Raw genomic sequence first — 22,136 nt, 5'->3', positions numbered from 1 at the left:
GGGAGACGGTAGGGGTCGTTATGGATGTTAAAAGGCGGAATGGCAGGGAGCCGGTGAGAGTGTCTGAGGAGGAACACTACGATGTCAAAAGCATCGCGAAGGACAGCTACGATGGGATCACCTAGGAGAGGATTATAGAGGCTAAGTTGAAGGAGAAGAACCAGCTCTGGTTCGAGCTGGAGGAGAGGGAGGTCGAGGTTGCCGAAAAGATGAGAGACAAGTACTGGGTCTACCTAGTCTACGGGGCTATGAGGGATAAGCCTGTAGTGCTCGCCATCAGGGATCCGTTGAACACCCTGCCCCATAGGATTGCGGGCGAAGTTGTTAGGAGGAAGCGGGTCATTTTTGGAGCAAAGTAGGGGGGCTAGCCCCGCAGCTGGTTTACCCAGTCCTCTACGGCAGACCATATCATTTGGGCTGCGACGCTCGCTATTATTAGGCTCATGAATCTCGCCATCGCCTTTATCCCGGTCCTCCTCAGGGCTCTAAGGAGTAGGTTGGAGGACCTCATTGTGGCGGCTATTGTTAGTGTTGAGAGTATGAAGGCGGTGACCACTTCTGGCAGGTGGCCTACTGTGCCTAGGTTTATGAGGAGGGTCATGGTGCCGGGGCCCACAATCATTGGTGTTGCTAGGGGGACTACTGCCACCTCTCCCCCCTCCACTGTCCGGGTCTTTGGCTGCCCGGAGAGCATGTCTAGGGCTATGTAGAGGAGGAGTATTCCTCCCCCTAGCTTGAGGCTGTTGAGGCTTAGATGGTAGAATTCTAGTATGAGCTTCCCTGCCAGTATGAAGAGGAGGCCTAGCACTGCAACCACTACTAGTGCTTGCCGGAAGACAGCTCTGGCTTCCTCATCCCTCATCCCCTCTGTTAGGGTGAGGTAGTTGTTGAGGGCTGTGAACGGGTTCATTATAGCTACTATGCTACCGTAGTAGGCTAACACCAGTGCTAGGCTGTACACCCTTACCCCCCACGGTCCTCTTTGGCTCTCGGGGAAGGGCCGGGAGGATTTAAAGGGGTTTCCTGTCGTTGAAGGGTGGGAAAACGTATGGGGGCATGCCTCCAAGCCTAGTATAATCATGAGGGACCCTCTACCAGGTCTGGGGGGCTGGAGGGTCCCTCTGGTGGGGACGAGAGTTGGGGTGGATCGCGGGGCTCATTGAGGAGAAGGAGAGGATTAGAGAGGAGCTTAGAGAGTTGCTGGGCCCTGAGGAGGCTTTGGAGGCTGAGAGGGACCATCACGCTCGGAGGAGGCCCAGGCACTGCGGGATGACCATACACACGGGTGTAGGCTGCAGTTATGGGTGCGTATACTGCTATATCTGGGATATGGGCTTCCCAGGCAGGCCGGAGCCCTACCCCCTTTCACCCCTCCAAATGGCCTACGCCCTCGCCGTCAACCCCTACGTGGTCCCCGAGAGGACCATGGCTGCGTATGGTAGTGTGACGGAGCCCTTCCTCCCCGAGACGAGGATTCGAGCCCTCGACTACATACGTACAGTATACGAGTGGCTCCGGCTCCCCAGCCAGGTCTCCACCAAGTCCCTCCTAGACGATGACCTCGTAGAGGAGCTGCTGGGGGCGGAGCCTGGGATAAGCGTGCTGGTCACGGTGGTGGCGCTGGGCGAGGATGCTAGGAGGCTCGAGCCCGGGGCTCCCCCGGCTGAGGAGAGGCTCGCTGCAATGGGGGAGGCGGCGAGGAGGGGGTTGAACGTTGCATTATTCATGAGGCCCATCATACCTGGCGTTGCAGACCGCCACTATCGCGGGATCATAGATTATGCGGTCGAGTATGGTGTGAGGCACATAGTTCTGGGCAGCCTCAGGGTCACCCCAGGCATCCTCTCGAGGCTCGGGGCGGTGGGGATAGATACAGGGGTTATAAGGGCGAGGCTTATTGGGTCTTTGAGGGACCCTCGGAGGCAGGTTCCAGTCGACACCCGGGACTTGAAGAATACTATAGCCTCCTACGCTCGGGGGAAGGGTATGGTGGTGCACCCGTTTGCCTGCAGCCACAACATGTGGAGTCATAGGTCGCCCTGCCACGCCTGCAAGTATGGGCCGTGCTATGGTAGGCCGGAGACGCCGGATCCGGGGGATGTTAGGGAGGCTGTTGAGATCCTAGGCGGTAGGGTTAGGGATGTGGAGGTTAGGTACCCCTACATCATCCTCCGCGGGGTTAGTGGCGTTGATAGGAGGAGGCTCGTGGAAGTCCTGCAGGCGGCGGCTAGGCTTATGGTGAGGCTCGCCTAGCCCTGTATGTATTCCTCGCTAGGGAATGCCCCGTTGCGGACCTCGCGGGCGTATTCCTCGACTGCTCTCCGCAGGTATTCGTAGGCGTTGGCGTAGCGCTTGGCGAATGGAGGCGACTCTCTGTAGAGTCCTACTAGGTCGTGGAAGACTAGTACTTGCCCGTCGCAGTAGCGGCCGGCCCCTATACATATTGTTGGGATGGAGAGCTTCTCTGTTATCCTCTTAGCTATCTCCTCCCTCGTAAACTCTATCACGATCGAGAAGGCACCAGCCCCCTCCAGCTCGAGTGCATCCTCTATGATCTTCTTCTCCTCGCTCGGCGTCTTCCCCCGGAGCTTGTAGCCTCCGAAGCTCAGGTAGCGCTGGGGGGTCATACCGACATGGCCCACGACGGGGATCCCGGCCTTAACAATCTCCCTAACCCTATCAATATACTCTGAGCCAGCCTCCAGCTTAACCGCCTCAGCCCCAGCCTTCACGAACTCGACTGCAGACTCAACCGCGACCCTGGGGCTGGGCTCGTAGCTTCCAAAGGGCATGTCGCCCACGATCATCGCTTTAGGCTTAGCCCTCGCAACCGCCCTGGTATGGTGGAGCATCTCCCAGAGTCCTACGCCGTGAGTTGACTCCATTCCTAGGACGACCATCGCGAGGCTGTCCCCGACGAGGATCATGTCTGCTCCAGCGTCATCTACGATCCTAGCAGTAGGGTAGTCGTAGGCGGTGACCATAACGATCCGCTCCCTCCCCTTCATCTTGAGGATCCTTCTAACAGTCATCTTCTTCCGTTCCTGCAACGCCTGCCCCCTGCGTCTTCAAGGGCCTTGATCAGCATATATAGATGCCTTAGAATAGGAGCCTCGACACCAGCCTCCCTGGCCCTCCTAACAATGTAGCCTAGTATCTCGTCTGCCTCAGTCCTCCTCCCCGCCTCCACATCCTGCAGCATGCTGCTCTTGTTATCCCTCGTCCTCTCCGCGACCCGGAGCATGTACTCGACTGGATCGTAGGGTAGCCGTATACCCAGTGCCTCGGCCACCCTCGCGACTTCACTCGCCGCCTCCACCGCGATGCTTCTGGCCCACTTATCCTCTACTATGAACCCGTTCCTCACGCCTAGGAGGGCTGTGACTGGATTGATCCCTGCATTAACGGCGGCCTTAGCCCACCTATACCCAGTAATATCATCGACGACCACTACATCAGCACCACCCCTCTGGAGAAGCCTGCTGAGTTGGAGTGCATGGTCCCTCGCCCCCGGCGGGGAACCTATAATTATCCTGCCGACACCTGTAACCTCAACGTATCCATCACCCTTCCTCGTGGCACCATAGTCTACCACGAGCTCTAAGAGAACAGCTCTCCCGCGAGGGTCCCTCGGCGCCTCTATAAACCCGTTAACCGCTACCGCCACGACCGGGGAGAGCCTGTAGGCCTCGAGAAGGGCTCTCGGGGCATCATAAGCCTTAACTGAAACGATCGCATAGCTGCAGGAGTCGTCCTCCAGCTCTCCTGTGAGGTAGGGATCGACGGGGAACTCCATGCTGTATAGTCCCCCCAGCCTGCACCTATACCTCTCCAGCGTGTCTCGATGCTCCCTCCTCCTCACTATGCAGGCTGGGGGCTCTTGGAGGCTCGTCCATAGGAATCCTGCTAGGAGGCACCCTATTGCACCGCAGCCCACTATACAGGCTCTCATCCCAATTGCCCTCAGGGGTTGATCACAAGCTATAAACCGCTCCATCCCATAATATTCAACGTGTAGATCCCGGCTTCCACCACGGCTTCATAGCCGGGTCTGGCAAGGGTGGATTGGGAGTGGATGGGACGTGGCTTGACACTATAGCGTTAGCCTTTGGCGGGGACCAGATTGTACCATTTGTTGCGACCAGATGGGAGATTATACCCAGGATACTAGAGCTTCTAGACCTGAAGAGGGGGGAGGTGTTCTACGACATAGGCTGTGGCGACGGGAGGATAGCTATCGCCGCCGCGAAGTATTACCCGATTAAGAGGGCGGTGTGCGTTGAGGTGAATAAGAGCCTCGCAGCGCAGGCTGTTGAGAACAGTATTAAGGAGGAGGTCCAGGATAGGGTTCTTGTCCTCAACACGGACTTCAGGAAGGTTGGACTGTGGGATGCCGACGCAGTCTACATGTACCTTCTCACCAGCGTAAACGAGTACCTCCGCCCAAAGCTGGAGAGAGAGCTTAGGCCGGGGGCGAGGGTGGTGACGCTTGACTTCCCGATCCCTGGCTGGGAGCCTGTGAGGGTAGTGGGGGAGCCGGGGTGGCAGAATACCCTCTACCTATACGTTAAAAGATAGCCGGCCCCGCGGCGTACCTGGTGGAGCCTGGGTTGTCTTGGACCGGTGATCCCAGGAGGGATATAGCGGAGGTTATGAGGCTCCTCTACCAGAGGGGTATCGTGCAGGTTAGAGGGGGGAATGCTAGCATAATTGATCGGGGGAGGGGCCTAGTATACATGTCCCCTACAGGGGTCCCGAGGAACCTCTTGGCTCCAGGAGACGTTGCAATATTGAAGCTTGATGGGACTGTGGTTGTGGGTAGGCCGACGAGCGAGTGGAGGATGCACCTTGCAGTATACGAGGCCGACCCCATGGCTAGGGCCGTGGTCCACGCTCATCCCCCAGCCCTCCTCGCATTAACCTATAAGGGGAGGCTCCCGGACCCCGAACTCCTTACCGAGGTTAAGCTCAACGCTAAGTGCATAACCATGGCCCCATATGCGGAGCCCGGGTCGCGCGAGCTGGCGGAGACTGTTAGAAGGGTAATCGTGGAGACCGGGTGCAACGTGGTGGTTCTTGAGAGGCACGGCGTCCTAGTATACTCTGACAAGACGATCTATCACGCACTCGACCTGCTGGAGGCGGTGGAGGATCTCTCTAGGATCGCTCATTACCTGGATGGGCCCTCATAGCCAGGGGACTCTTCACCCGTGATCCGACGATGCGGGCAGACACCCAACGGTACTTCATCGGGCCACTCATTGTTTAGATAGGCCCTCTCCCGGGGGTTTAACTTTAACCTTCCCCTCTACCTCGCGGGTCCCCCGTAGAATATTAGGTAGCCGAACCTGGCCATTATCTCGTCCCTGGGATCCCCATCACTGTACCTCCTAAACCGGTAGAGGGCTGCGTCTGCCTCTTCGAGGACGCCCATCTCGACCAGCTCTTGGAGTAGGCTGCTAGCCAGCCCTACAGTGTACTCTTCCCTGCTAACGCCCCAGTCTACATTAGGGACTTCATCCATTATCCTCTTAGCCTCCTCCACCACGCTCTCAGCTGAGATCCTCTTCCCCTCCCTAGACAGCCTAAGCGCGGCCAGCAAAGTGAGTACTAGGCCCTTCCTCTCTCCACTCTTGAATCTCTCCAGTAGGCGGTCGAGCTTCTCCTTGAGGCTCGCGATCGTTCTTAGCCGCCATAGCATACTCACCCCATGCACCACGGATCCTATAATTCCCGGGGAGGATTATATCCTGGTGCTCCCTGTCTACCTTGGATTATAAGGGTTCTAATTCTAGGATTCATGGATAATGGGCCTAGCCCACCTCCAGGATAGGACCCAGAGGGTTGCTGTTGCCCCCACTATCCAGTTGCTTAGACTCATTCCGGTCCACAGCCCAGTGTCTCCCATGCTTAGATGATAGGCTAGCATCCAGGAGAGGGGTATCCGGAGGAGCCACAGCCTGCTTATCCCCAGGGCGCTCATGAAGAGGGTCCGCCCGCTCGCCCTAGCTATACTGTTTGCGAATATGAAGAGGTCGAATCCCAGCACGCTGGGCCCGAATATTAGGAGCATTCTGTTCGCTGGACCCCATACGTTGGGGTCGCTTGTAAAGGCGCTTATGAACCAGCCCCGGAATAGTATGAGGGCTACTATGTAGAGCCCTATCGACGCGACTAGCAGGAGGAGTCCCGTCTTGGCCGCCTTCTTGGACCTCTCTATCATTAATGCTCCTAGGCTCTGGGCTACTATTATGCCTGTGGATCTGGCTATTGGGAAGGAGATAACGTGGTCTATGTTAAGCACTACCTGTCCAATACTGTAGGCTGCGACGACGGGAGTGCCGAGGCCGTTGACGAGCCCCACCATCACAATGAATCCTATCGTCGTCAGGAGCCTGCTGGCTATCATTGGCGTAGAGATCTTGGCGATTAGCCTTGTGATCTGCTTCTCCGGGAGCAGGTCCCGCCAGTAAACCCTTAACCCGTGCCTTCCAGTAGCGAAGCTGTAGGCTGCGTAGGAGCCGCTGAAGAGGTTCGAGAGCATTGTTGCCAGAGCTGCCCCGCGACTCCTAGTCCAGCCCAGAATATGAGGACTGGGTCTAGGATGAAGTTGAGTGCTGTCGCGGCTATGCTAATCTTCATGGGTGTAATGGTATCGCCTACAGCACTTAGGGCGAAGTTGAATGTGAGGTACAGGTACATGAAGGGGACCCCTGCCAGCGTTATTGCAATGTAGGGGTCTACGAGGCCCCTCATCTCGGGGGTGACCCTCGTCGCGTCTATGTAGAAGTGTCTTGCATAGTAGAGTATGATCGTGCCGGATACGCCTATGGCTAGGAGTAGGCCTATCACCTCCCCTAGGCTGCGGGAGGCGCTTCTATAGTCCTTGGCTCCAACATACTGGCCTACGAGGGCTGAGACGGAGCTTGCTAGTCCGAAGCCTAAGCTCATCAATACTCCTTGATAAGGCCACGATACTGTGGGGGTCCCTAGAGCGGCTGAGCCGAGCTTTGAGAGCCAGTAGGTGTCTGTTATGTTGTAGAGGCTCTGAACGCTGCCGGAGATGAAGAGGGGGACGCTTAATGTTAGTATTAACTTGGCTAAGTTCTCCTCTCCCAGTATCCTCTCTCTTTGCCTCGATACCTTCTCGGCCGCATCGCCTTCGCTGCTCATTATACCGGTTCCCGGTATATCGGCGGGTCTCCGAGGGGATTTTATAGGAGGACTCCATGTTTACTGCGAGGGGTTCGTTTAGGGGAACTCGTGGAAGCTTATCAGCCCCCTCAGGGCATCCCTAATACTGATTACTCCCACAACCCTGCCCGTCGAGTCTACTACGGGCATGTGCCTTATCCCGTGCTCGAGCATCTTCTGACTAGCCTTTACGAGGCTCTCGTATGGCTGGACTGTTATCACGCTCCTAGACATATACTTCTCAACGGTGTCCTTGTCTGGGTCGGCGTGTCCTGCGATCGCCTTGACAAGGTCTCTCTCGGTGAAGATCCCGAGGAGCCTCATCCCATCGTCGAGGACGAGGAGGCTGCCGACGCCGTGGGAGTGCATGATCTTTGAGGCCTCTCTAAGCGTCGTCTCCGGCGTGCATGATACGATGGCTTCCTTCCTCATATACTCTGCTACCGTGGGCAAAGGAACCACCACTACTAAGCTTATTGCGTTTGGGAGAAATATGGGTTATACTTAGATTAGAGGGTAAGCTATACGTATACCTGGGGGAGGATCATGATAGACTACAAGATCATAGAAGTAGACCCTGGCAAGGCTAAGGCTTCTGAGAGGATTCTCAGCGATGTATCCGGGGCGGTAGAGGCTGGACTGAGAATACACGAGGAGAAGGCGAGCTGGGAGCATCCCCCGCTATCGAGCAGCAACCCCGTATTCATAGGCATGGGGCCATTCGCTGGGGGACCCCTCTTCGGCAGCCACAGGCTTACAGTAGTCTTCAAGTCCCCAGTCTCCCAGGGACTCCACTTCAGCTCTATGGGGGGCGCCGCCTACTCCTTCATGAGGACGGGGCTCCACGGAATAGTAGTTGAGGGGGCATCCCGGGAGCCCTCGATAATCTACGTCTTCCAGGGCCCCTCTGGCCTCGAGGTCGACTTCGACTATCTCGAGTGGAGCAGGCTGGAGGAAGTCTATAAGAGCCCGCCTGGAGGGACGAGGTCCCTCCACAAGTATATCGCCAGCCGACTCGGAGAAGAGATGATCAAGTATAAGGCTCGGATACTATTGGTGGGTCCCGGCGCGTATACAACAAGATTCGCCGGGTTATTCTCGTGGGTCCCCGACCAACGGGGGATGCCGGGGCCAGTTGTTGACAGTGCGAGCCGAGGGGGTGCTGGCAGCGTACTGGCGCAGGGCCATGGAGTAGTAGCTATAGTTGTGGGAGGGGTGGATTCTAGCCCCAACCCTGTGGGCCGGGAGCTGGCCTCGCTCGCCTCGAAGCTGCTGGGTGGCAGCTACTACAAGGAGCTCGAGAAGGCTACCGTGAAGTACAGGTATGATCCCCGGCTCGGGACTGGCGGGACCTTCGGGGTGAACTACGCCCACTACCGTGAGCTCATCCCCGCCCTAGCATACAACACCATATACTACTCGCCAGGGGTTAGGCTCGCCCTCCACGAGAAGATAATGAGGAGCTTCTGGAAGCCATTCCAGGAGAAGGTGCATGGGAGGGATAAGGGGAGGAACTGGAGGACGTGTGGGGAGCCCTGCAGCGTTGTATGTAAGAAGATCTGGGATGGTGTGAAGATAGACTATGAGCCGGCCCACGCCATGGGCCCCATGATAGGGGTGATCACGCTTGGCGACACTGCGAGGCTCGTGGAGAAGCTGGATGATCTGGGATTAGACGCTATAGAGGCTGGCCACATGGTTGCATGGCTATTCGACGCGGTCAGCAGGGGGCTCCTTGAGCCCGGAGAAGTAGGGCTCCCATACAAGCCCGTATTCGACCCTATAGCGTTAGACGAGGAGGTGAGCAGGAGGAATGCCCTCCTAGCATCTAGAATAATAGACATGGTCTCTGAAAGGAGGGGGGAGCACGCAAGCCTCATAGCGTTGGAGGGTCTAAGGGAGGCGGCGAGGATGCTCGATGAACTATACGATAACCGGGTGTCGAGCCTGGGTTATAGCTTCAGGGACCTCCTAGTATACGCGGGCTTCGGCAGTACAGGTTACTTCACCCCCAACTACTATTGGAGCCCCGGCGTCATAGCACCCCTATTCGTGCTTGGAAGGTACTGGACAAACTACAGTCCGAGCTACACTGATCCAGAGGACTACGCGGTCCACAGCTACAACAGGGCGGTGGCGGAGCTGGCTATTGACAACGCTGGTATATGCAGGTTCCACAGGAAGTGGGCGGAGAGGATCCTTGATGGATTATACAGGGAGGTCTACGGATCCGACGAGCCCATAATTGATAGGGCGAAGAGGTTATACTCGAGGATCGCATTATACCAGGTTAGGGCTGGAGCAGAACCCGTCCCCTGGGAGTCGAGGAAGACAATGGACATCGTAGCAATGATGGCGGCCGAGCTGAAGGCCCCCGGCTGGGAGACCCTCGCAGGGAACTACGAGGCCCTAAGGGACTGGTGGGACAGGTTCTACTCTAAAGTGAAGGATCTGGTGGGTGCAACCGTAGGGTGACGTGTAAGGAGAGGGTCGGGAAGGCAAAGCTATACTCAGCCTCCGAGAGCGTCCTCGGGGAGGCAGTGCTCCACCCCCGGGGGTGTATGGGGGCGAGGCAGCACCACCTAGACATCATTCTATCAAGGGACCCCTGCGGGCTGAAGGAGCTCCTAGAGCGGGGCGGCCACTGCGTCACCGCATCCCGGCATAATGGGATCCTTGTACTTGATCTCTCCGGGCTAACCGGGTACCCCTGTGTAATAGAGGCGCCAAACCCGCTGGGGTGGAGGAGGGTGTACGTCATGCTATCCCGAAGCGGCTCAATATACATCTCCAGCTGCCGGGGGAGGCGTTGAGGTGGCTGAGGGAGGCTATGACCCTGTAAGGCTGGCCGAGATAGTGGAGGAGAGGGTCTCGAGGAGGCGGGCAGGCGTCGTTGAGAGGCGGTATTGGAGGATAAGGAGCACCCGCCACTATGGAGGCAATGTTGCGGGAGACGTGGTTGGCTGCAACCTGAGGTGCGCCTTCTGCTGGGCTTGGAGGTTCGCCCACTACACGGATAAGGGATTCTACCTATCACCCATGGAGGCTGCGAGGAGGATAATGGCGGCAGGCCCCTATAGGATAGCTAGGCTTACGGGCGGGGAGCCCACTATCGCCTGGGAGCATACGAGGAGGCTTGCGAAGATCCTGGTTTCCAGGAGCTACATCTTCGTACTGGAGACGAATGGTATACTCATAGGGGCTGGCCGTATAGATCCGAGCAATATACCCCGGGGCGTGTTTGTTAGAGTCTCGATCAAGGCCCCCGACCCCGACTCATTCCACCATGTCACAGGGGCTAGGGCTGACTCATGGATCCTCCAGTTGAGGGCTCTCGAGGCCCTCGTAGAGGCTGGACTGGAGCCTGGCCGGGACTTCCGGGCGAGCATCGTCTTGGGGGTTGCACCGGCTCGAGACTACTCCAGCCTCCTGGAGAGGCTGGCATCTATACACCCTGGGATCGTGGAGGAGCTGGAGCCCGAGGAGATCATACTCTACCCCCACGTAGAGGAGCTGTTGAGGAGGAGGCGCCTCCGCCTCTACCATTACAGGAAGCCATAGACCCACCTGTACGTGTAGAGAATTATAATCACCAGCCCCCCATGATCCCGTTATTTGGTGGATGAGTGTGCCCCGCTACGTTGAAAAACTCACACCTGTTGATGAGGCACTCCGTCTCCTCAAGGAGAGGGTTAAGAGGATAGATGATACCCTCACGCTCCCGGTGTGGGAGGCTCAGGGGCTGGTGCTAGCCCGGGATATAGTGATGCCCCACGACCATCCTCCACGCCCCAAGTCTGCATACGATGGCTATGCTGTGAGGAGCAGCGATACTCCCGGCAGGTTGAAGGTTGTTGGAGAGGCTCCTATCGGGGAAGTAGATGTTGGCTTGAGGGTCTCGAAGGGCGAGGCGGTATACGTTACCACTGGAGCATATCTGCCCGAGGGCGCCGACGCAGTAGTTCCCGAGGAGAAGGCGAGGGTTGAGGATGGCTATATCGTGGTTGATGATAGCTATGAGAAGTGGGACAACGTAGACCCGCCTGGAGCCTATGTGCGGAAGGGGGACGTGGTCCTCTCCAAGGGGACCCTACTAACACCCTTCGACGTGGTAGCCCTGTTGGATGTAGGAGTGGGGGAGGGGGAGTTCTACAGGCCCATACGAGTAGGCATCATCGAGACTGGGAATGAGCTGTTCAAGCCCTCGACTCCAGAGGAGCTAAGGGATAAGGTCCTCCGTGGCCTGGTAGCAGCGACGACGGGGGACCTGGTTGCGTGGTTCGTGGGCGAGTACCTGCCTTGGGTCCAGGTAGTCGACCTAGTAACACTACCCGACCAGCTCGAGACGCTGGTGTGGTATATTGGCCGCCTCCTAGACCATGTCGACGTAGTACTAGTCACGGGGGGAAGCGGGCCCAGCGAGATAGACCTGTTCTACAGGCTCCCAGAGGCCCTGGGAGGGGAGCTTGTATTCCGCGGCTTATTCGTGAAGGGCGGCCGCCCAACAAGCGCGGTGGTGGTTAACGGTAAGCCCATCATCGGCCTCTCCGGCTACCCGATAAGCGCCCTCCACGCCTTCACCAGGCTCGTCTACCCGCTCCTCGCATACATGGCTCACGCCGAAACACTTCCACCAATACCATTCGTATGGGCAAGGCTGACGAAGCCCCTCAGCATAAAGAGGCCTAGGCCGATAAAGGTGAAGCTATCGTATAGTGGAGGGACCCTCTACGCCACCCCATTGGAGAGGAAGATGCAGCACTCCAGCGCAATGATAGCCCTCTCAATGGCCGACGGCCTAGCCCTCACAATGAACAAGGAGTACAAGGAGGGGGACGAGGTGCTGGTACTCGCATACAGGCTCCCGCCGGGCTATCATAGTCCCTCGATCACCTTTTAATTCCAATCCAGTAAGTCTATCATGGTGAGTATCCTCGTGGCGAGGGTGCCCGTCAAGCTAGTATCCTGGGAAGAGATAGTAGAGTGGAGCAGGGGTCTTGCAGAGAAGATAAGAGAGTCAGGGTTCCAGCCAGACGTTATCGTAGCGGTTGCGAGGGGAGGCTATGTACCTGCGAGGCTCCTAGCCGACTTCCTAGACGTGTCAAACATGCTCAGCATACAGAGCCAGCACTGGGTTGAAGCTGCTAAGGCTGCTGAGAAGGCAATCCTCAAATACCCCTACAAGGTAGACCTCTCGGGCTCCAAGGTGCTCCTAGTCGATGATATAGTCGATACGGGTGAGACGCTCCTCCTAGCCAGGGACTTCATACTAAGGGAGTGGAGCCCCGCCGAGGTGAAGATCGCCACGCTCCAATGGATCAGCCCAGTGGCCAAGTTCAAACCCGACTACTACCACTTGGAGGTTAAGGAGTGGACGTGGTTCCAGTACCCATGGACGAGGCTGGAGGACCTCCAGCAGTTCATAACCCGGATCTTCCGGGAAGATGAGAGGGCCGGCAAGGGCCTAACTAGGGGGGAGCTGGAAGACCTGTTCCGTGAATGGTATGGGGTGGATCCGGGAGAGTTCGGATTCTACTGGGAAATGGCATTGGAGAGGCTCGTGGAGAAGGGCGCCCTCACCGTGGAGGGCGGCGTCTACAGGTTCTCCGGCTAAACACAGCCTAGTATCTAATGTTCCGGATCTTTATCTCGAATACACCATGCTCCCTGCTCCAAGCTGCCAGTACTATCGGCTTCCCACCGAGGGGTACAGAGAGCTTCTCGTACAGCTTCTCCATTCCCTCACTGTAGGAGTCGGCCTTGATCCGTATCGGTGAGATCCCCCACCTTAACCTCAGCTTCCTCTCAAGGATCTCTGTTGGTACCCCCACGTATATTGGGATCTTGGGCTTGAACCCGGAGATCCTGTTCGGCAGCCGGCCCCCCATCGAGTAGACTTGGAGCGGCGCGCCAATACTCTCGGCGAGGTCTACGAGACCCAGGGCTAACTGTTCGGGCCTGGTAGCGGGAGCGGGCCTTAACGGGCTCGCGGTCTCGAATGCCCTGGTCGCGGCCCTCCTAGCCCATGCAACAGCCCTAACCGGGTACTTGCCGATAGCTGTCTCCGCGGTTAGTAGGAGGGCGTCTGCCCCCTCTCTAACTGCTTGGAATATGTCTGTTATCTCGCTCCTAGTAGGCTTAACCCTCTCAATCATACTTGTCAATAGCTCCGTAGCGACGACAACCATCTTCTTCCTAGCAACTCCCGTCCAGGCGAGCCTTGATTGCACGACGGGCATGTCTTCCAGCGAGTAGTGCATTCCAAGGTCCCCCCTGGCTATGACGATTCCATCCGCCTTCTCGGAGATCTCGTCGGCGTTGCTGACTCCACCCGGAGACTCTATCTTGGCGATAATGCTGAGGTGGTCTAGGCCCTCCTCTCGGAGCTTCATTCTTAACGCCTCTACGTTATCAGCGCTCCTCACGTAGCTCATCATGACGTGGCTGAAGGGTTTTCCGTGGAGGAATCTAATCGCCTCCTCGTCGCGGGGAGTTATCGGAGGGAGTGGTAGGTCCTTCCCCCGAAGAGCTACCCCCATCCTGGGCTTGACGACTCCCGCTGCACGGGAGACCGCCTCCGCCTGGGAGCCGGATACCCTGGTAACGGTGAACCAGAGGAGCCCGTCGCCCAGTATGATCGTGTCTCCCTCCTCCATAACCCTGAACAGGGCTGGGCTCGATACAGGTATGCAGCCCTCCTTATCGCCTTCATAGCAGAACCGTATCTTCTCTCCCTCCCTAACCTTGACTGGCTCAACGTCGCCTGCAACCCTAACCCGGGGACCCTCCAGGTCTGCTATCAGCGCTATCCTCAACCCAAGCCGGTTCTCGGCCTCGACAACATTCTCTACGAGCATGCTCCAGTACTCTGGATCCCCGTGGCTCGTGTTAATCCTAACCCCCCATGCCCCTTCTCTAATCATTGATTCGATGACGCCTGCATCCTGGCTTGAAGGCCCCAGGGTGGCTATGACCTTCACAGGGATCCACTCAAGGGGATTCAACACTATACACCCTTAGGGGGGAGTAGAGCTAAACCTTGAACCCCGCCTCGCGGAGCCTTCTCAATATAACCTTCTCGTCGGGGAAGAGGCTCGCCGCCTCCTTCAATGCCGCCTCATCCACCTTGAGCCTCCCCTTCTTAGCGAGCCTCGCAATCTCCTTCAACCTATCCATGTCGCTGGAGCGGCCGGCGTTCGCCTTCAATACAATGTGGTCTTCTAAAGCCACCATCTTCACCCTCACCCCGTTGAGCCTAACCCTTCTAGCCCTGTTCAAGATCTCCTCTGGAACGTTGAAGTCGAACAGGTTATCGTAGAACTCTATCGGGAACTCCTCCTCAAGCCTAGCTATGAGGGAGGGGGTTCCAAGCCACGTCTGCCCTACCCCCCACCCAAGCTTCTCAGCCACAGCATAATACTGCTCCTCCATGAAGACGTTGGGCTCCTCCGCGAAGAGATCCACGTCCGGGCCTAGATCCTTCGAGCCCAGCTCTAGCTCTACAACGGTGCCACCGATAACAGTGAACTGGAAGCCCTCGTCGAGGAGCATCCTCAGCGCTTTAGCGAGCACCTGGCTTGATACCATCTCTTCAACACCACCCATAGACTGCAACCGCACACGCCAGCGTGGAGGCTGGAAGGGCTCCGGGAGGGACCCTCCAGCCCTCCAGTCGCCAGCCATGTAGGGGATACATTATAGGGGCCCAGCTTTATACGTGTCTCCTGCATGTGGCGGAGAGCTTCTAATCCACCGGCAATAACCCTAATATCTCCCAGCCCATGATGTATACTCTTGGAGCGTGCCGGGGTGGCCGAGCGGACCAAGGCGGCGGGCTCGAGTTTGGCGGACTGGTTCAAACCGCCGCCTAAGAGAGACCCGTTGCCCCGACGAGGGGCGCGCGGGTTCGAATCCCGCCCCCGGCGCCACATGAACTCGCACGCCGCGATCTCCTATTGAGTATAGTGTAGAAGGGGGGTTGGGGTATGGCATGATTCCTAACCGGTTGCCTCTGCGGTGTAACCGTAGGTTCCAGATGGTATCTCGCTCTTAGATTCTTCTAGGAGGACTGCTATGACCTCTCCATCCTTAACCTTTACAACACCGCTTCCCCCCGGCCAGCTCACAGTGATGGTTGCTACGGGCTTCCTCAATGCCCTCGCGAGTGCCACGGCCCCCCTAGCGATCTCCACGACTCCGGCGGCCGCGGTCCTGTCATCTATTGCCTCGATGCTTCCAGCAGTCCTGTACCCGGTCTTATCAACCTGGATGACTCCGTACTCTATGGGCACGAGCCTCACCATTATACTAGTTAGCATTCGCCAAGTCATATCGTGTAGGGGGCAATAGCACCCACGTCATACCCGGGTCGTCCCTCTCTCCACCCGGTGGGCGGTCTGTCAAGGCTGAACAATTCAACCCCCCTACTCTGGGGTCCTTGACGCCTGGGCTCTTCATCCCGCCCAATTTATTATATCCCAGCCCTACTCTATAATCGTATAATGGATGATTCATCGCCTAACGTGTGGGGTGTAGTTGTTTGGATAAGGGGCTCTCGATACTAGTAGGCTTCATCACGCTGATCGTATTGTTACCAGTATTCCACCTTGGAGGGGCGTTCATAGCAGGCCTCGTTGCAGGTGCACTCGCAGATCACAGCGCCGAGAGGGGGTTCAAGGTAGGCTTCACCGTGGGCATATTGGGGGGAATTATAATAGCGGCGCTTATATTGATCTTTGGAGCCGCTATAGCCGGCCCAGTGGGAGTCGCCTTCAGCGCCATCGCTGGTCTCATGGTCATCATAGTATTCCTAATAGTAGCGATCATCTCGGGTATCGGAGGCCTCATCGGCGGCCTCCTAACAGGGAGGAAGTAGAGTATACTAGTCCTCAAAGGAGTTGAGGGTTAATGGTGCCCTTGGATTGGCCTGGGGGGCGGAGTGGGTAGCGGTAAGACCCGACGCTGTCAGGGTGTGGCGGGACCCGGAGGTTAGGAGGAGGCTCTCCTGGTACATGAGGGTAATGCTGAGGGAAGCCCCGCCCAAGTTTGTGATGGCTAGGAGCTACCCGGCAGGCTTGGATCATGGAGAGGACCCCTGGAGCCTCGAGGCGGGGGAGCTTTGGAGGATCCATGAGAAGGCCTCCAGCGAGTTCCGTAGGATGTGGATTAGGGTTAGGGAAGGCTCTATTGAGTACAGGGATCTCGAGGCGGAGCCGGGGGAGAGCCTCCTAGCAGTCAAGGCGGTATTGGCTCATAGGCTGGCGAGTCCTTGCATACTGTGTGAGAGGAGGTGTATGGTTGAGAGGAGGAGTGGGAGGATCGGAGCGTGTAGGCTAGACTACAATGTCTACGTTCACTCCGCATTCCTCCACCTCGGAGAGGAGGCCCCGCTGGTACCGAGCGGTACAATATTCTATGGGGGATGCAACTTCTCATGCGTCTTCTGCCAGAACCATGATATAAGCCAGGATAATCCGAGGGGAGGCTTGAAGGTAGACCCTGTACGGCTCGCCAGTATACAGGATGCTCTAGCCCGAAAGGGGGCTAGGAACATTAACCATGTGGGAGGAGACCCTACTCCCAGCCTCCACATTATAATGGAGAGCCTCCTCCACGTGGAGTCCCATATACCCCAGCTGTGGAACAGCAACTTCTACATGTCGCGGGAGGCCATGGAGCTCCTAGTCGACGTGATCGACATATGGCTCCCCGACTTCAAGTATGGCAATGATAAGTGCGCCTTCCGCCTCAGCGGCGTAAGGAACTATGTGGAGGTTGTGAGGAGGAACCTGAAGACCGCTGCTATGTACGGGGATGTGATAATAAGGCACCTCGTCATGCCCAACCACCTGGAATGCTGCACTAAGCCGGTACTACGGATGATCAGGGAGGATCTACCGGTCGACAAGGTGCTCGTTAACATAATGGACCAGTACACTCCAATGCATAGGGTAGCCCGGAGGCCCCACCTATGGCCTGACATAGCCCGGAGGCCTACCCGCGAGGAGGTTAGAGAGGCTAGGGAGTATGCTACAAGCCTAGGGATCCTGTGGGAGCCTGTCTCCTAGGTAGCTTGATACTCTATCTAAATATTCCATCATAAATCCCTCAGCAGGCAATAATGGATAGAGGGAATGATGTATAATGCGGGAGTACCTCTCTGAAGTGAAAGCCTCTACTAAAATGGAGGGTGCTGAAGGAGATGTATTCTCCTACATCCTCCTAGCCAACCCAGGATACTGTCCATGCCACGCCCAGGAAATAGCTGGGAGGATAAAGGAGGCTGGCCTCAAACCCGTCGTAGTGAGGATCTCCACCCGTACAGTGCAAATCTATACTAAGAGGAGCCTAATACCAGAGCTCGAGAGGATAGCGAGCAGGGTCCTGGGACTGCCGAGGATTCCTAGGGAGCCCGTCCCCGAATGCGAGAGTATAGATTGCCTCTTCGACGAGTACACCATGCTATTGGGGGAAGAGCTATTCTGGGAGGCCCATGAGGTTGCTGAGGCAATATGGAGGCTGGGGTCTCCCCAGGGCCACCTCCTCGCGGTTGCTGCAGGAGTGTTGGCGAAGGCCCAGGAAGGAGTATTCCAACCACTGCACAAGATAACCTCATGGACCCTGCATGTCGTGAGGATGGGGCAGGCGGGTGTCGGGCAGGGTGTGGACTACTCCTGTATGGTCTCGGAGGCCGAGAAGATACTAGCCTGTGGTAGACCTGAGGCTGTGAAGTGTATAACACGCCCCGCAATCACTATATCGTATAGGAGGAAGTAGGGGATGACTAGAAGGGTTAAGCTGAGGATGCCCCCGCACATAAAGTACCTAGAGGCGGCTGGGGCGCTGGGTGATGGAAGAGTCAGGGTAACTGGGAGGAGCGGGGGCAGGATTGAGGCTATCGTTGACAGCAGTACTGGGGAGAGGAGTTACAGGGTGCTAGTCGAGGATGCCGGGGATGGGGTTGTATACGTATACAGCGATGATAATGGCACCCGGTATAGGGGGTACGTGGGCTACCCAATAATAGCGGTGATGATGCTGGCTGGCCTCCTACCGAGAGATGAGAGGGTTGAGGGGGCTTTGAAGGGGATCCCGTGGAAGAAGCTGAACGAGAAATACAAGAAGTACTCTATAGTCATGGAGCACGTGGTATCTCATGCTGAAAAGCAGGGCGTCAGCAGGGATGTGATTGAATCCTTTATTTCAAGAGTAAAGGAGAAGCTCGCCTCCTACAAAGTATACTATAGAATGGATCCAGAGAAAAGGAGCCTCACAGAATATATGTAGTAGTGATGCTGGATGAGACTATCACCCTCACAGCACGGGTGGCCTGGGGGATGCTCCCCGAGCACCTAAGGGTTAAGCTTAGTAAGAAGATGGCTGGACTACTACGCCACTACGGAGAAGAGTATGGGTTAAAGTTCACGAGGGACGGCTGGGTGCGGATAACTGACCTAGTCCAAGCCCTCCGCAGGATCCCCGGCTTCGACTGGGTCACTGTCCAGGACGTGCTGGAGGTTGTTAGCCGCGACGAGAAGGGCCGCTACGAGGTCCGGGATGGCATGATAAGGGCCCGCTATGGTCACAGCATTAAGGTTGAGGTCGAGTACGAGGAATTATCGAGGGAGGAGATACCAGAGACCCTATACCATGGCACAGTAGCAAGGAGGCTCGAAGGAATTTTGAGGGAGGGCCTCAAGCCTATGAGGAGGAGATACGTCCACTTAAGTCTCACGCCCCAGGACGCCTACACAGTGGGTAGGAGGCACGGCGTTGACGTTGTAGTTCTAGCGGTCGATACTCGATGCTTGGAAGAGAAGGGTATACCAGTATACAGGGCGTCTCACAAGGTATACGTTACCCCCTGGGTTCCCCCAGACTGTATTAGGCTGGCTGGGAGGGGCTAGACCCCTGCCGCCATACCGAAGCTCATAGCCATGACGAGGCCGGGGACCCTCCACTACACACGAGGCCTTTATAGGATCCCATGGCACCTGTCCGTTGTGTGGGTAATTCGAGCTCAGCCTTATCATATCCTGTCAAAGTAATCGACCGGCAACCCCGGGTAACTATTGTGGGATTAGCATGGATGGAAAATAATACACGTATACGGGGCTCCAAACGCTCGTGTCACCTCATACCCCAGGGTTGAATGGGGGTCGGGGGCACTACTCAGCTCATCGCCCCGATGGATATTAGACCTCTCCTCTCCGGGCTAATTAATCCTCAACACCCATAAGCTTGCGGATCGCCTCTAGAAGCCTTCCCGCATCCCTTGATACCAGGTATATGACCGGCTCGAGCTTATCCGCCATTTCAACCTCCGCCTCAACCCCCTCCACCTCCTCCAGTATGCGGATAACCCTCGCATCATACTTCACCACGGTAGCCCAAGCTCCAGTGCCCCAGCGCTTCGCATACTTCAAGGCCACTGCACCGGTATGCTTGCTCCCACCATACACGGGGGTCCCCGCGACTATCACCCTCCCCGTAGCAGTTTTCACAATCCTCCCATCTAATCCTATCACGTCATCTATCTTCTCAGCGCCTGGAGGGGCGTAGGCTAGGTTCGACCCCACCTCTGGTATAAGGTCTATAATGGGGAGGGATACAAGGGACTCTAGAACCTTATAGTAGGCCTTCAGCACCGCCGGCTTCTCCGAGCAGAGTGTGGACTCGCAGAGGCTCCTGTTCCCCCTGCAATAGCTGGAGTGGAGGGCTAGAGTGTTGGCGGCGAGGGCTATCTCGCCGCGGTCTCCCTTTATCAGGCTGTCGCATGCGATGTCCAGGAGAAGCCTTACTGTAGACTCCCCTATCCCTTCTCTCGCTAGGGCCTCTATATAGGACTCCTCCCGCTCCCTCAGGTACCTGTAGACCATGGGCTGGGTAACGCCTAGGAGGCGTGCTATCCTCCTCTGGCTGAGCCCCTTCCTCCTAAGACAGTGAGCCAGCGCCCCCCGGATATGGGGAAGTATTACGCGGGCAACGTACTCCTGGGGGAGTTCTCCGTGCAAGCGACCGTGCCCCTCTGCATGAATACGGGAAGGCTTAGGGTTTAGAGCTTTAACGCGCACATTGTTAACAGTGGCGTCGGGAGTGGATGAGGAGTGGCATCTGGCGGTAGCGGTGACAAGGATAGGGACCTGGTGAAGAAGATAGCTATGATGGTGATGCAGGGCGCAGTAATGCTCTCGGAGACCTGCCCCATATGCGGGTCTCCCCTTTTGAAGCTGAGGAACGGAGACATAGTCTGCCCTATACACGGCAAGGTGATAATGGTAAGGAGCGACGAGGAGGCGCGGGAGGTTGAGATAGACAGTATTATCGCCGGCCTCGAACACTACGCTGCAACCAGGATAAGGGAGCTAATGGAGAGCGGGAACCCCCGCGAGATCCTTGACTGGCTCCACGTCATAGAGGCGGGGGAGAGGATAAGGGAGATACGCGATAGGAGGAGGGAAGCAGGCAAGCCGGCGGGCGAAGAGGCAGCTCCTAGGAGGGAGGGCAGAGGGAAGCCTAGAACCCGTTAATTAGGTAATACGCCTACACCCTCCTATCCAGGGTCGACCCCCCGGGGAGATGCACTGTGATAGATGAAGCCACAGCCCGCTCCCTGGCAGAAGCCAGAGAATACATTAAAAGAATCCTAAAAAATGAAAATGAAAACATTATGAAGAATCAGGTCTGCCCGGAAGGGAGAAACCTGCAGCCCCTCCCCGACCCTAAACCGGTTAGGGCCCACGCGGCAGTAGACGGGGGGAACCAGTCCCTCCAACTGGACGACTTCACCTTCTTCGCGGCACGCGCGTGGGCGTATATACACGAGTTGAGGGAGAAGCCGCAGAGAACAGGCTATGCAGGGATAGTGGTTCCACCCCATCACGCAGACTACCGGATAACGATCTACCGTGAAACCCTGGAGGCTGCAGCCCTCATAGGTAGCGGTGTGGTGAATGGGAGGAACCTAGCTGAAATGGCCGAGCTGGTCTTGTTCGACGGCAATATTAGGAACTCGATAAGATGGTGGAGTCCCGGAGCCGTGAGGCCACAGGGAGAGGAGGAAATCGACCTCGGTAAGGGGCTGGATCACGCCTACAACGTACTATGGGATCTCTACAACACAGGGACTAGTGTTGACTCAATCAGCTTCCTCCAGTGCAACGGGCGCAGCGACTGCGTCGAGGAGTTTATAGCGAAGGCTGTGGAGAGGCCCATCGTTCCCCGCCTGGTCTTGGAGATGGTTGCGAGGGATCTAGACGGGAAATACTTCAGCGATACTAAATGGATAACTGCTCTTGAAGTAGTCGAGAAGCTCTACCTTTACAAAGAGGCGCTCGAGTCCTCTTGGAGGAACGGCGGGTACCCGATATTCCTCTCCAAGTCCAGCACGACCACCCAGCTGTGCAAGGAGAAGCACAGCGACATATTCTATCTTAGAAGGATACATGGGAGGAGCCTAGAGCCGGGCTATATCTTTTGGAGCGACAGCCTCCAGTGCGGAGCCTACGAGATAACCAGGCTAGTGAGGAAGAAGGCTAAACCCCTGGTCGGGGAACCCGTATGTTCTCCCTCGCAAATGCCTAGCAGAGGGTACAGGTTCTTCCCCGAAGTCCTCGGCTTAAGGCACTTCTACGTTAACAGGCTTGGTTCAATTGAATTCTATGTTAGGCTTTCAGGCACAGGCCCCTTCATGAACGCCAACCTAGCCTTCGACATGGCAAGAGTCGACTTCTCCGACCTGGATGATGCTAGGGCAATGCTCGAGGAGGCACTGGCAAGGCTTGCCAGCGTCCCCATGACCCATGGTTACCCCCTATCCCTCGTATTAACCCATAACCACGCCAGGATACTCCCAGAGGAGGTTATAGCACTAGCCCGGGGGGCTGGGCTAGAGCTGCAAATGGATCCCAGGATGAAGCTCTACTCTCACAGCAGGTGGTAGG

General features: G+C 56.8%; 27 protein-coding genes and 1 tRNA gene. 17 read left to right on the top strand and 11 right to left on the bottom strand.

Going from position 1 to position 22,136, the window contains the following annotated elements:
• The first annotated feature begins 131 nt into the window (after positions 1-131).
• On the top strand, positions 132-359 hold the full coding sequence (locus ACZ47H_RS00585) for a protein NO VEIN domain-containing protein (RefSeq protein ID WP_464933989.1): 228 nt from the start codon (positions 132-134) through the stop codon (positions 357-359).
• Between the two features lie 5 nt (positions 360-364).
• Here the strand turns inward: ACZ47H_RS00585 and ACZ47H_RS00580 are convergent, their stop codons facing one another.
• A complete protein-coding gene (locus ACZ47H_RS00580; protein ID WP_464933292.1) occupies positions 365-961 on the bottom strand; it encodes a MarC family protein in 597 nt (198 codons plus the stop codon).
• A 176-nt stretch (positions 962-1,137) separates the two neighbouring features.
• On the opposite strand from ACZ47H_RS00580, the gene ACZ47H_RS00575 reads away from it, so the two are divergent.
• Entirely contained in the window at positions 1,138-2,253 is a 1,116-nt protein-coding gene (locus ACZ47H_RS00575) for a radical SAM protein (RefSeq protein WP_464933291.1), read from the top strand.
• Here the strand turns inward: ACZ47H_RS00575 and panB are convergent.
• Together panB and ACZ47H_RS00565 are read right to left on the bottom strand one after the other, a co-directional pair.
• Positions 2,250-3,032, bottom strand: coding sequence for a 3-methyl-2-oxobutanoate hydroxymethyltransferase (gene panB, locus ACZ47H_RS00570; protein ID WP_464933988.1), 783 nt, complete (start codon positions 3,030-3,032; stop codon positions 2,250-2,252). The genes ACZ47H_RS00575 and panB overlap by 4 nt on opposite strands.
• Positions 3,029-3,952 carry a ketopantoate reductase family protein gene (locus tag ACZ47H_RS00565; protein ID WP_464933290.1) on the bottom strand — a complete coding sequence of 308 codons (924 nt, stop codon included), beginning with the start codon at positions 3,950-3,952 and terminating at the stop codon, positions 3,029-3,031. The genes panB and ACZ47H_RS00565 overlap by 4 nt, the downstream gene beginning before the upstream one ends.
• Positions 3,953-4,071: 119 nt before the next feature.
• Between ACZ47H_RS00565 and ACZ47H_RS00560 the strand changes: the two genes are divergently transcribed.
• Together ACZ47H_RS00560 and ACZ47H_RS00555 are read left to right on the top strand one after the other, a co-directional pair.
• Entirely contained in the window at positions 4,072-4,578 is a 507-nt protein-coding gene (locus tag ACZ47H_RS00560; protein WP_464933289.1) for a class I SAM-dependent methyltransferase, read from the top strand.
• 32 nt (positions 4,579-4,610) lie between these two features.
• Positions 4,611-5,192 carry a class II aldolase/adducin family protein gene (locus ACZ47H_RS00555; protein WP_464933288.1) on the top strand — a complete coding sequence of 194 codons (582 nt, stop codon included), beginning with the start codon at positions 4,611-4,613 and terminating at the stop codon, positions 5,190-5,192.
• Between the two features lie 116 nt (positions 5,193-5,308).
• Here the strand turns inward: ACZ47H_RS00555 and ACZ47H_RS00550 are convergent, their stop codons facing one another.
• The 4 genes from ACZ47H_RS00550 to ACZ47H_RS00535 all read right to left on the bottom strand — a co-directional run bounded on the left by ACZ47H_RS00550 (position 5,309) and on the right by ACZ47H_RS00535 (position 7,647).
• Positions 5,309-5,707, bottom strand: coding sequence for a hypothetical protein (locus ACZ47H_RS00550; protein ID WP_464933287.1), 399 nt, complete (start codon positions 5,705-5,707; stop codon positions 5,309-5,311).
• An 84-nt stretch (positions 5,708-5,791) separates the two neighbouring features.
• Entirely contained in the window at positions 5,792-6,544 is a 753-nt protein-coding gene (locus ACZ47H_RS00545) for an MATE family efflux transporter (RefSeq protein ID WP_464933286.1), read from the bottom strand.
• Positions 6,478-7,173 carry an MATE family efflux transporter gene (locus ACZ47H_RS00540; protein ID WP_464933285.1) on the bottom strand — a complete coding sequence of 232 codons (696 nt, stop codon included), beginning with the start codon at positions 7,171-7,173 and terminating at the stop codon, positions 6,478-6,480. Before ACZ47H_RS00540 ends, ACZ47H_RS00545 begins: the two co-directional genes overlap by 67 nt.
• Positions 7,174-7,251: 78 nt before the next feature.
• Positions 7,252-7,647 carry a CBS domain-containing protein gene (locus ACZ47H_RS00535; RefSeq protein ID WP_464933284.1) on the bottom strand — a complete coding sequence of 132 codons (396 nt, stop codon included), beginning with the start codon at positions 7,645-7,647 and terminating at the stop codon, positions 7,252-7,254.
• A 93-nt stretch (positions 7,648-7,740) separates the two neighbouring features.
• Here ACZ47H_RS00535 and ACZ47H_RS00530 point away from each other — a divergent pair, with 93 nt between their 5' ends.
• From ACZ47H_RS00530 to ACZ47H_RS00510, 5 genes are all read left to right on the top strand, one after another.
• On the top strand, positions 7,741-9,669 hold the full coding sequence (locus ACZ47H_RS00530) for an aldehyde ferredoxin oxidoreductase N-terminal domain-containing protein (protein ID WP_464933283.1): 1,929 nt from the start codon (positions 7,741-7,743) through the stop codon (positions 9,667-9,669).
• Entirely contained in the window at positions 9,666-10,007 is a 342-nt protein-coding gene (locus tag ACZ47H_RS00525) for a hypothetical protein (protein ID WP_464933282.1), read from the top strand. The genes ACZ47H_RS00530 and ACZ47H_RS00525 overlap by 4 nt, the downstream gene beginning before the upstream one ends.
• Before the next feature lies 1 nt (position 10,008).
• Positions 10,009-10,755 carry a radical SAM protein gene (locus ACZ47H_RS00520; protein ID WP_464933281.1) on the top strand — a complete coding sequence of 249 codons (747 nt, stop codon included), beginning with the start codon at positions 10,009-10,011 and terminating at the stop codon, positions 10,753-10,755.
• Positions 10,756-10,816: 61 nt separating this feature from the next.
• The gene (locus tag ACZ47H_RS00515) at positions 10,817-12,094 is read left to right on the top strand and encodes a molybdopterin molybdotransferase MoeA (protein ID WP_464933280.1); all 1,278 of its coding nucleotides are present in this window, start codon (positions 10,817-10,819) and stop codon (positions 12,092-12,094) included.
• 36 nt (positions 12,095-12,130) lie between these two features.
• A complete protein-coding gene (locus tag ACZ47H_RS00510; protein WP_464933279.1) occupies positions 12,131-12,808 on the top strand; it encodes a phosphoribosyltransferase in 678 nt (225 codons plus the stop codon).
• A gap of 7 nt (positions 12,809-12,815) precedes the next feature.
• Here ACZ47H_RS00510 and pyk read toward each other — a convergent pair whose 3' ends face one another.
• Both pyk and ACZ47H_RS00500 read right to left on the bottom strand, forming a co-directional pair.
• Complete coding sequence (pyk, locus tag ACZ47H_RS00505; RefSeq protein WP_464933278.1) at positions 12,816-14,198, bottom strand: pyruvate kinase; 1,383 nt, start codon at positions 14,196-14,198, stop codon at positions 12,816-12,818.
• Positions 14,199-14,226: 28 nt separating this feature from the next.
• Positions 14,227-14,877 carry a nucleotidyltransferase gene (locus ACZ47H_RS00500; protein ID WP_464933277.1) on the bottom strand — a complete coding sequence of 217 codons (651 nt, stop codon included), beginning with the start codon at positions 14,875-14,877 and terminating at the stop codon, positions 14,227-14,229.
• 120 nt (positions 14,878-14,997) lie between these two features.
• Between ACZ47H_RS00500 and ACZ47H_RS00495 the strand changes: the two genes are divergently transcribed.
• Positions 14,998-15,122: transfer RNA gene (locus ACZ47H_RS00495), tRNA-Ser, on the top strand.
• A 69-nt stretch (positions 15,123-15,191) separates the two neighbouring features.
• Here the strand turns inward: ACZ47H_RS00495 and ACZ47H_RS00490 are convergent.
• The gene (locus ACZ47H_RS00490) at positions 15,192-15,485 is read right to left on the bottom strand and encodes a hypothetical protein (protein ID WP_464933276.1); all 294 of its coding nucleotides are present in this window, start codon (positions 15,483-15,485) and stop codon (positions 15,192-15,194) included.
• A gap of 248 nt (positions 15,486-15,733) precedes the next feature.
• Here ACZ47H_RS00490 and ACZ47H_RS00485 point away from each other — a divergent pair, with 248 nt between their 5' ends.
• The 5 genes from ACZ47H_RS00485 (at position 15,734) to ACZ47H_RS00465 (ending at position 19,100) form a co-directional block, all read left to right on the top strand.
• A complete protein-coding gene (locus ACZ47H_RS00485) occupies positions 15,734-16,069 on the top strand; it encodes a DUF5518 domain-containing protein (RefSeq protein WP_464933275.1) in 336 nt (111 codons plus the stop codon).
• Between the two features lie 46 nt (positions 16,070-16,115).
• Positions 16,116-17,261 (top strand): radical SAM protein, encoded by a 1,146-nt coding sequence (locus tag ACZ47H_RS00480; RefSeq protein ID WP_464933274.1) that lies wholly within the window; start codon positions 16,116-16,118, stop codon positions 17,259-17,261.
• Positions 17,262-17,337: 76 nt separating this feature from the next.
• Entirely contained in the window at positions 17,338-17,970 is a 633-nt protein-coding gene (locus ACZ47H_RS00475) for a DUF309 domain-containing protein (protein WP_464933273.1), read from the top strand.
• A gap of 3 nt (positions 17,971-17,973) precedes the next feature.
• Positions 17,974-18,480: a hypothetical protein gene (locus ACZ47H_RS00470; RefSeq protein WP_464933272.1), complete on the top strand. Its 507-nt coding sequence runs from the start codon at positions 17,974-17,976 to the stop codon at positions 18,478-18,480.
• 5 nt (positions 18,481-18,485) lie between these two features.
• Positions 18,486-19,100 carry an RNA 2'-phosphotransferase gene (locus ACZ47H_RS00465; protein WP_464933271.1) on the top strand — a complete coding sequence of 205 codons (615 nt, stop codon included), beginning with the start codon at positions 18,486-18,488 and terminating at the stop codon, positions 19,098-19,100.
• A 312-nt stretch (positions 19,101-19,412) separates the two neighbouring features.
• Here the strand turns inward: ACZ47H_RS00465 and ACZ47H_RS00460 are convergent, their stop codons facing one another.
• A complete protein-coding gene (locus tag ACZ47H_RS00460; protein ID WP_464933270.1) occupies positions 19,413-20,207 on the bottom strand; it encodes a thiamine-phosphate synthase family protein in 795 nt (264 codons plus the stop codon).
• Between the two features lie 93 nt (positions 20,208-20,300).
• Here ACZ47H_RS00460 and ACZ47H_RS00455 point away from each other — a divergent pair, with 93 nt between their 5' ends.
• Both ACZ47H_RS00455 and ACZ47H_RS00450 read left to right on the top strand, forming a co-directional pair.
• Positions 20,301-20,723 (top strand): Sjogren's syndrome/scleroderma autoantigen 1 family protein, encoded by a 423-nt coding sequence (locus tag ACZ47H_RS00455; RefSeq protein ID WP_464933269.1) that lies wholly within the window; start codon positions 20,301-20,303, stop codon positions 20,721-20,723.
• Between the two features lie 56 nt (positions 20,724-20,779).
• Positions 20,780-22,135, top strand: coding sequence for a DNA double-strand break repair nuclease NurA (locus tag ACZ47H_RS00450; protein ID WP_464933268.1), 1,356 nt, complete (start codon positions 20,780-20,782; stop codon positions 22,133-22,135).
• The last annotated feature ends 1 nt before the right edge of the window (position 22,136 follow it).

The organism is Thermodiscus maritimus, from assembly GCF_055382595.1.
The sequence above is the reverse complement of the archived record's forward strand: the minus strand, read 5'-3'. Positions and strand labels throughout refer to the sequence as shown.

Excerpts from the sequence above, each read along its gene's own strand:
- panB (WP_464933988.1), bottom strand. The coding sequence starts at position 3,032 with ATGACTGTTAGAAGGATCCTCAAGATGAAGGGGAGGGAGCGGATCGTT.
- ACZ47H_RS00470 (WP_464933272.1), top strand. The coding sequence starts at position 17,974 with ATGACTAGAAGGGTTAAGCTGAGGATGCCCCCGCACATAAAGTACCTA.
- ACZ47H_RS00545 (WP_464933286.1), bottom strand. The coding sequence starts at position 6,544 with ATGCTCTCGAACCTCTTCAGCGGCTCCTACGCAGCCTACAGCTTCGCT.
- ACZ47H_RS00530 (WP_464933283.1), top strand. The coding sequence starts at position 7,741 with ATGATAGACTACAAGATCATAGAAGTAGACCCTGGCAAGGCTAAGGCT.
- ACZ47H_RS00540 (WP_464933285.1), bottom strand. The coding sequence starts at position 7,173 with ATGAGCAGCGAAGGCGATGCGGCCGAGAAGGTATCGAGGCAAAGAGAG.
- ACZ47H_RS00515 (WP_464933280.1), top strand. The coding sequence starts at position 10,817 with ATGAGTGTGCCCCGCTACGTTGAAAAACTCACACCTGTTGATGAGGCA.
- ACZ47H_RS00465 (WP_464933271.1), top strand. The coding sequence starts at position 18,486 with ATGCTGGATGAGACTATCACCCTCACAGCACGGGTGGCCTGGGGGATG.
- ACZ47H_RS00500 (WP_464933277.1), bottom strand. The coding sequence starts at position 14,877 with ATGGCTGGCGACTGGAGGGCTGGAGGGTCCCTCCCGGAGCCCTTCCAG.
- ACZ47H_RS00475 (WP_464933273.1), top strand. The coding sequence starts at position 17,338 with ATGCGGGAGTACCTCTCTGAAGTGAAAGCCTCTACTAAAATGGAGGGT.
- ACZ47H_RS00565 (WP_464933290.1), bottom strand. The coding sequence starts at position 3,952 with ATGAGAGCCTGTATAGTGGGCTGCGGTGCAATAGGGTGCCTCCTAGCA.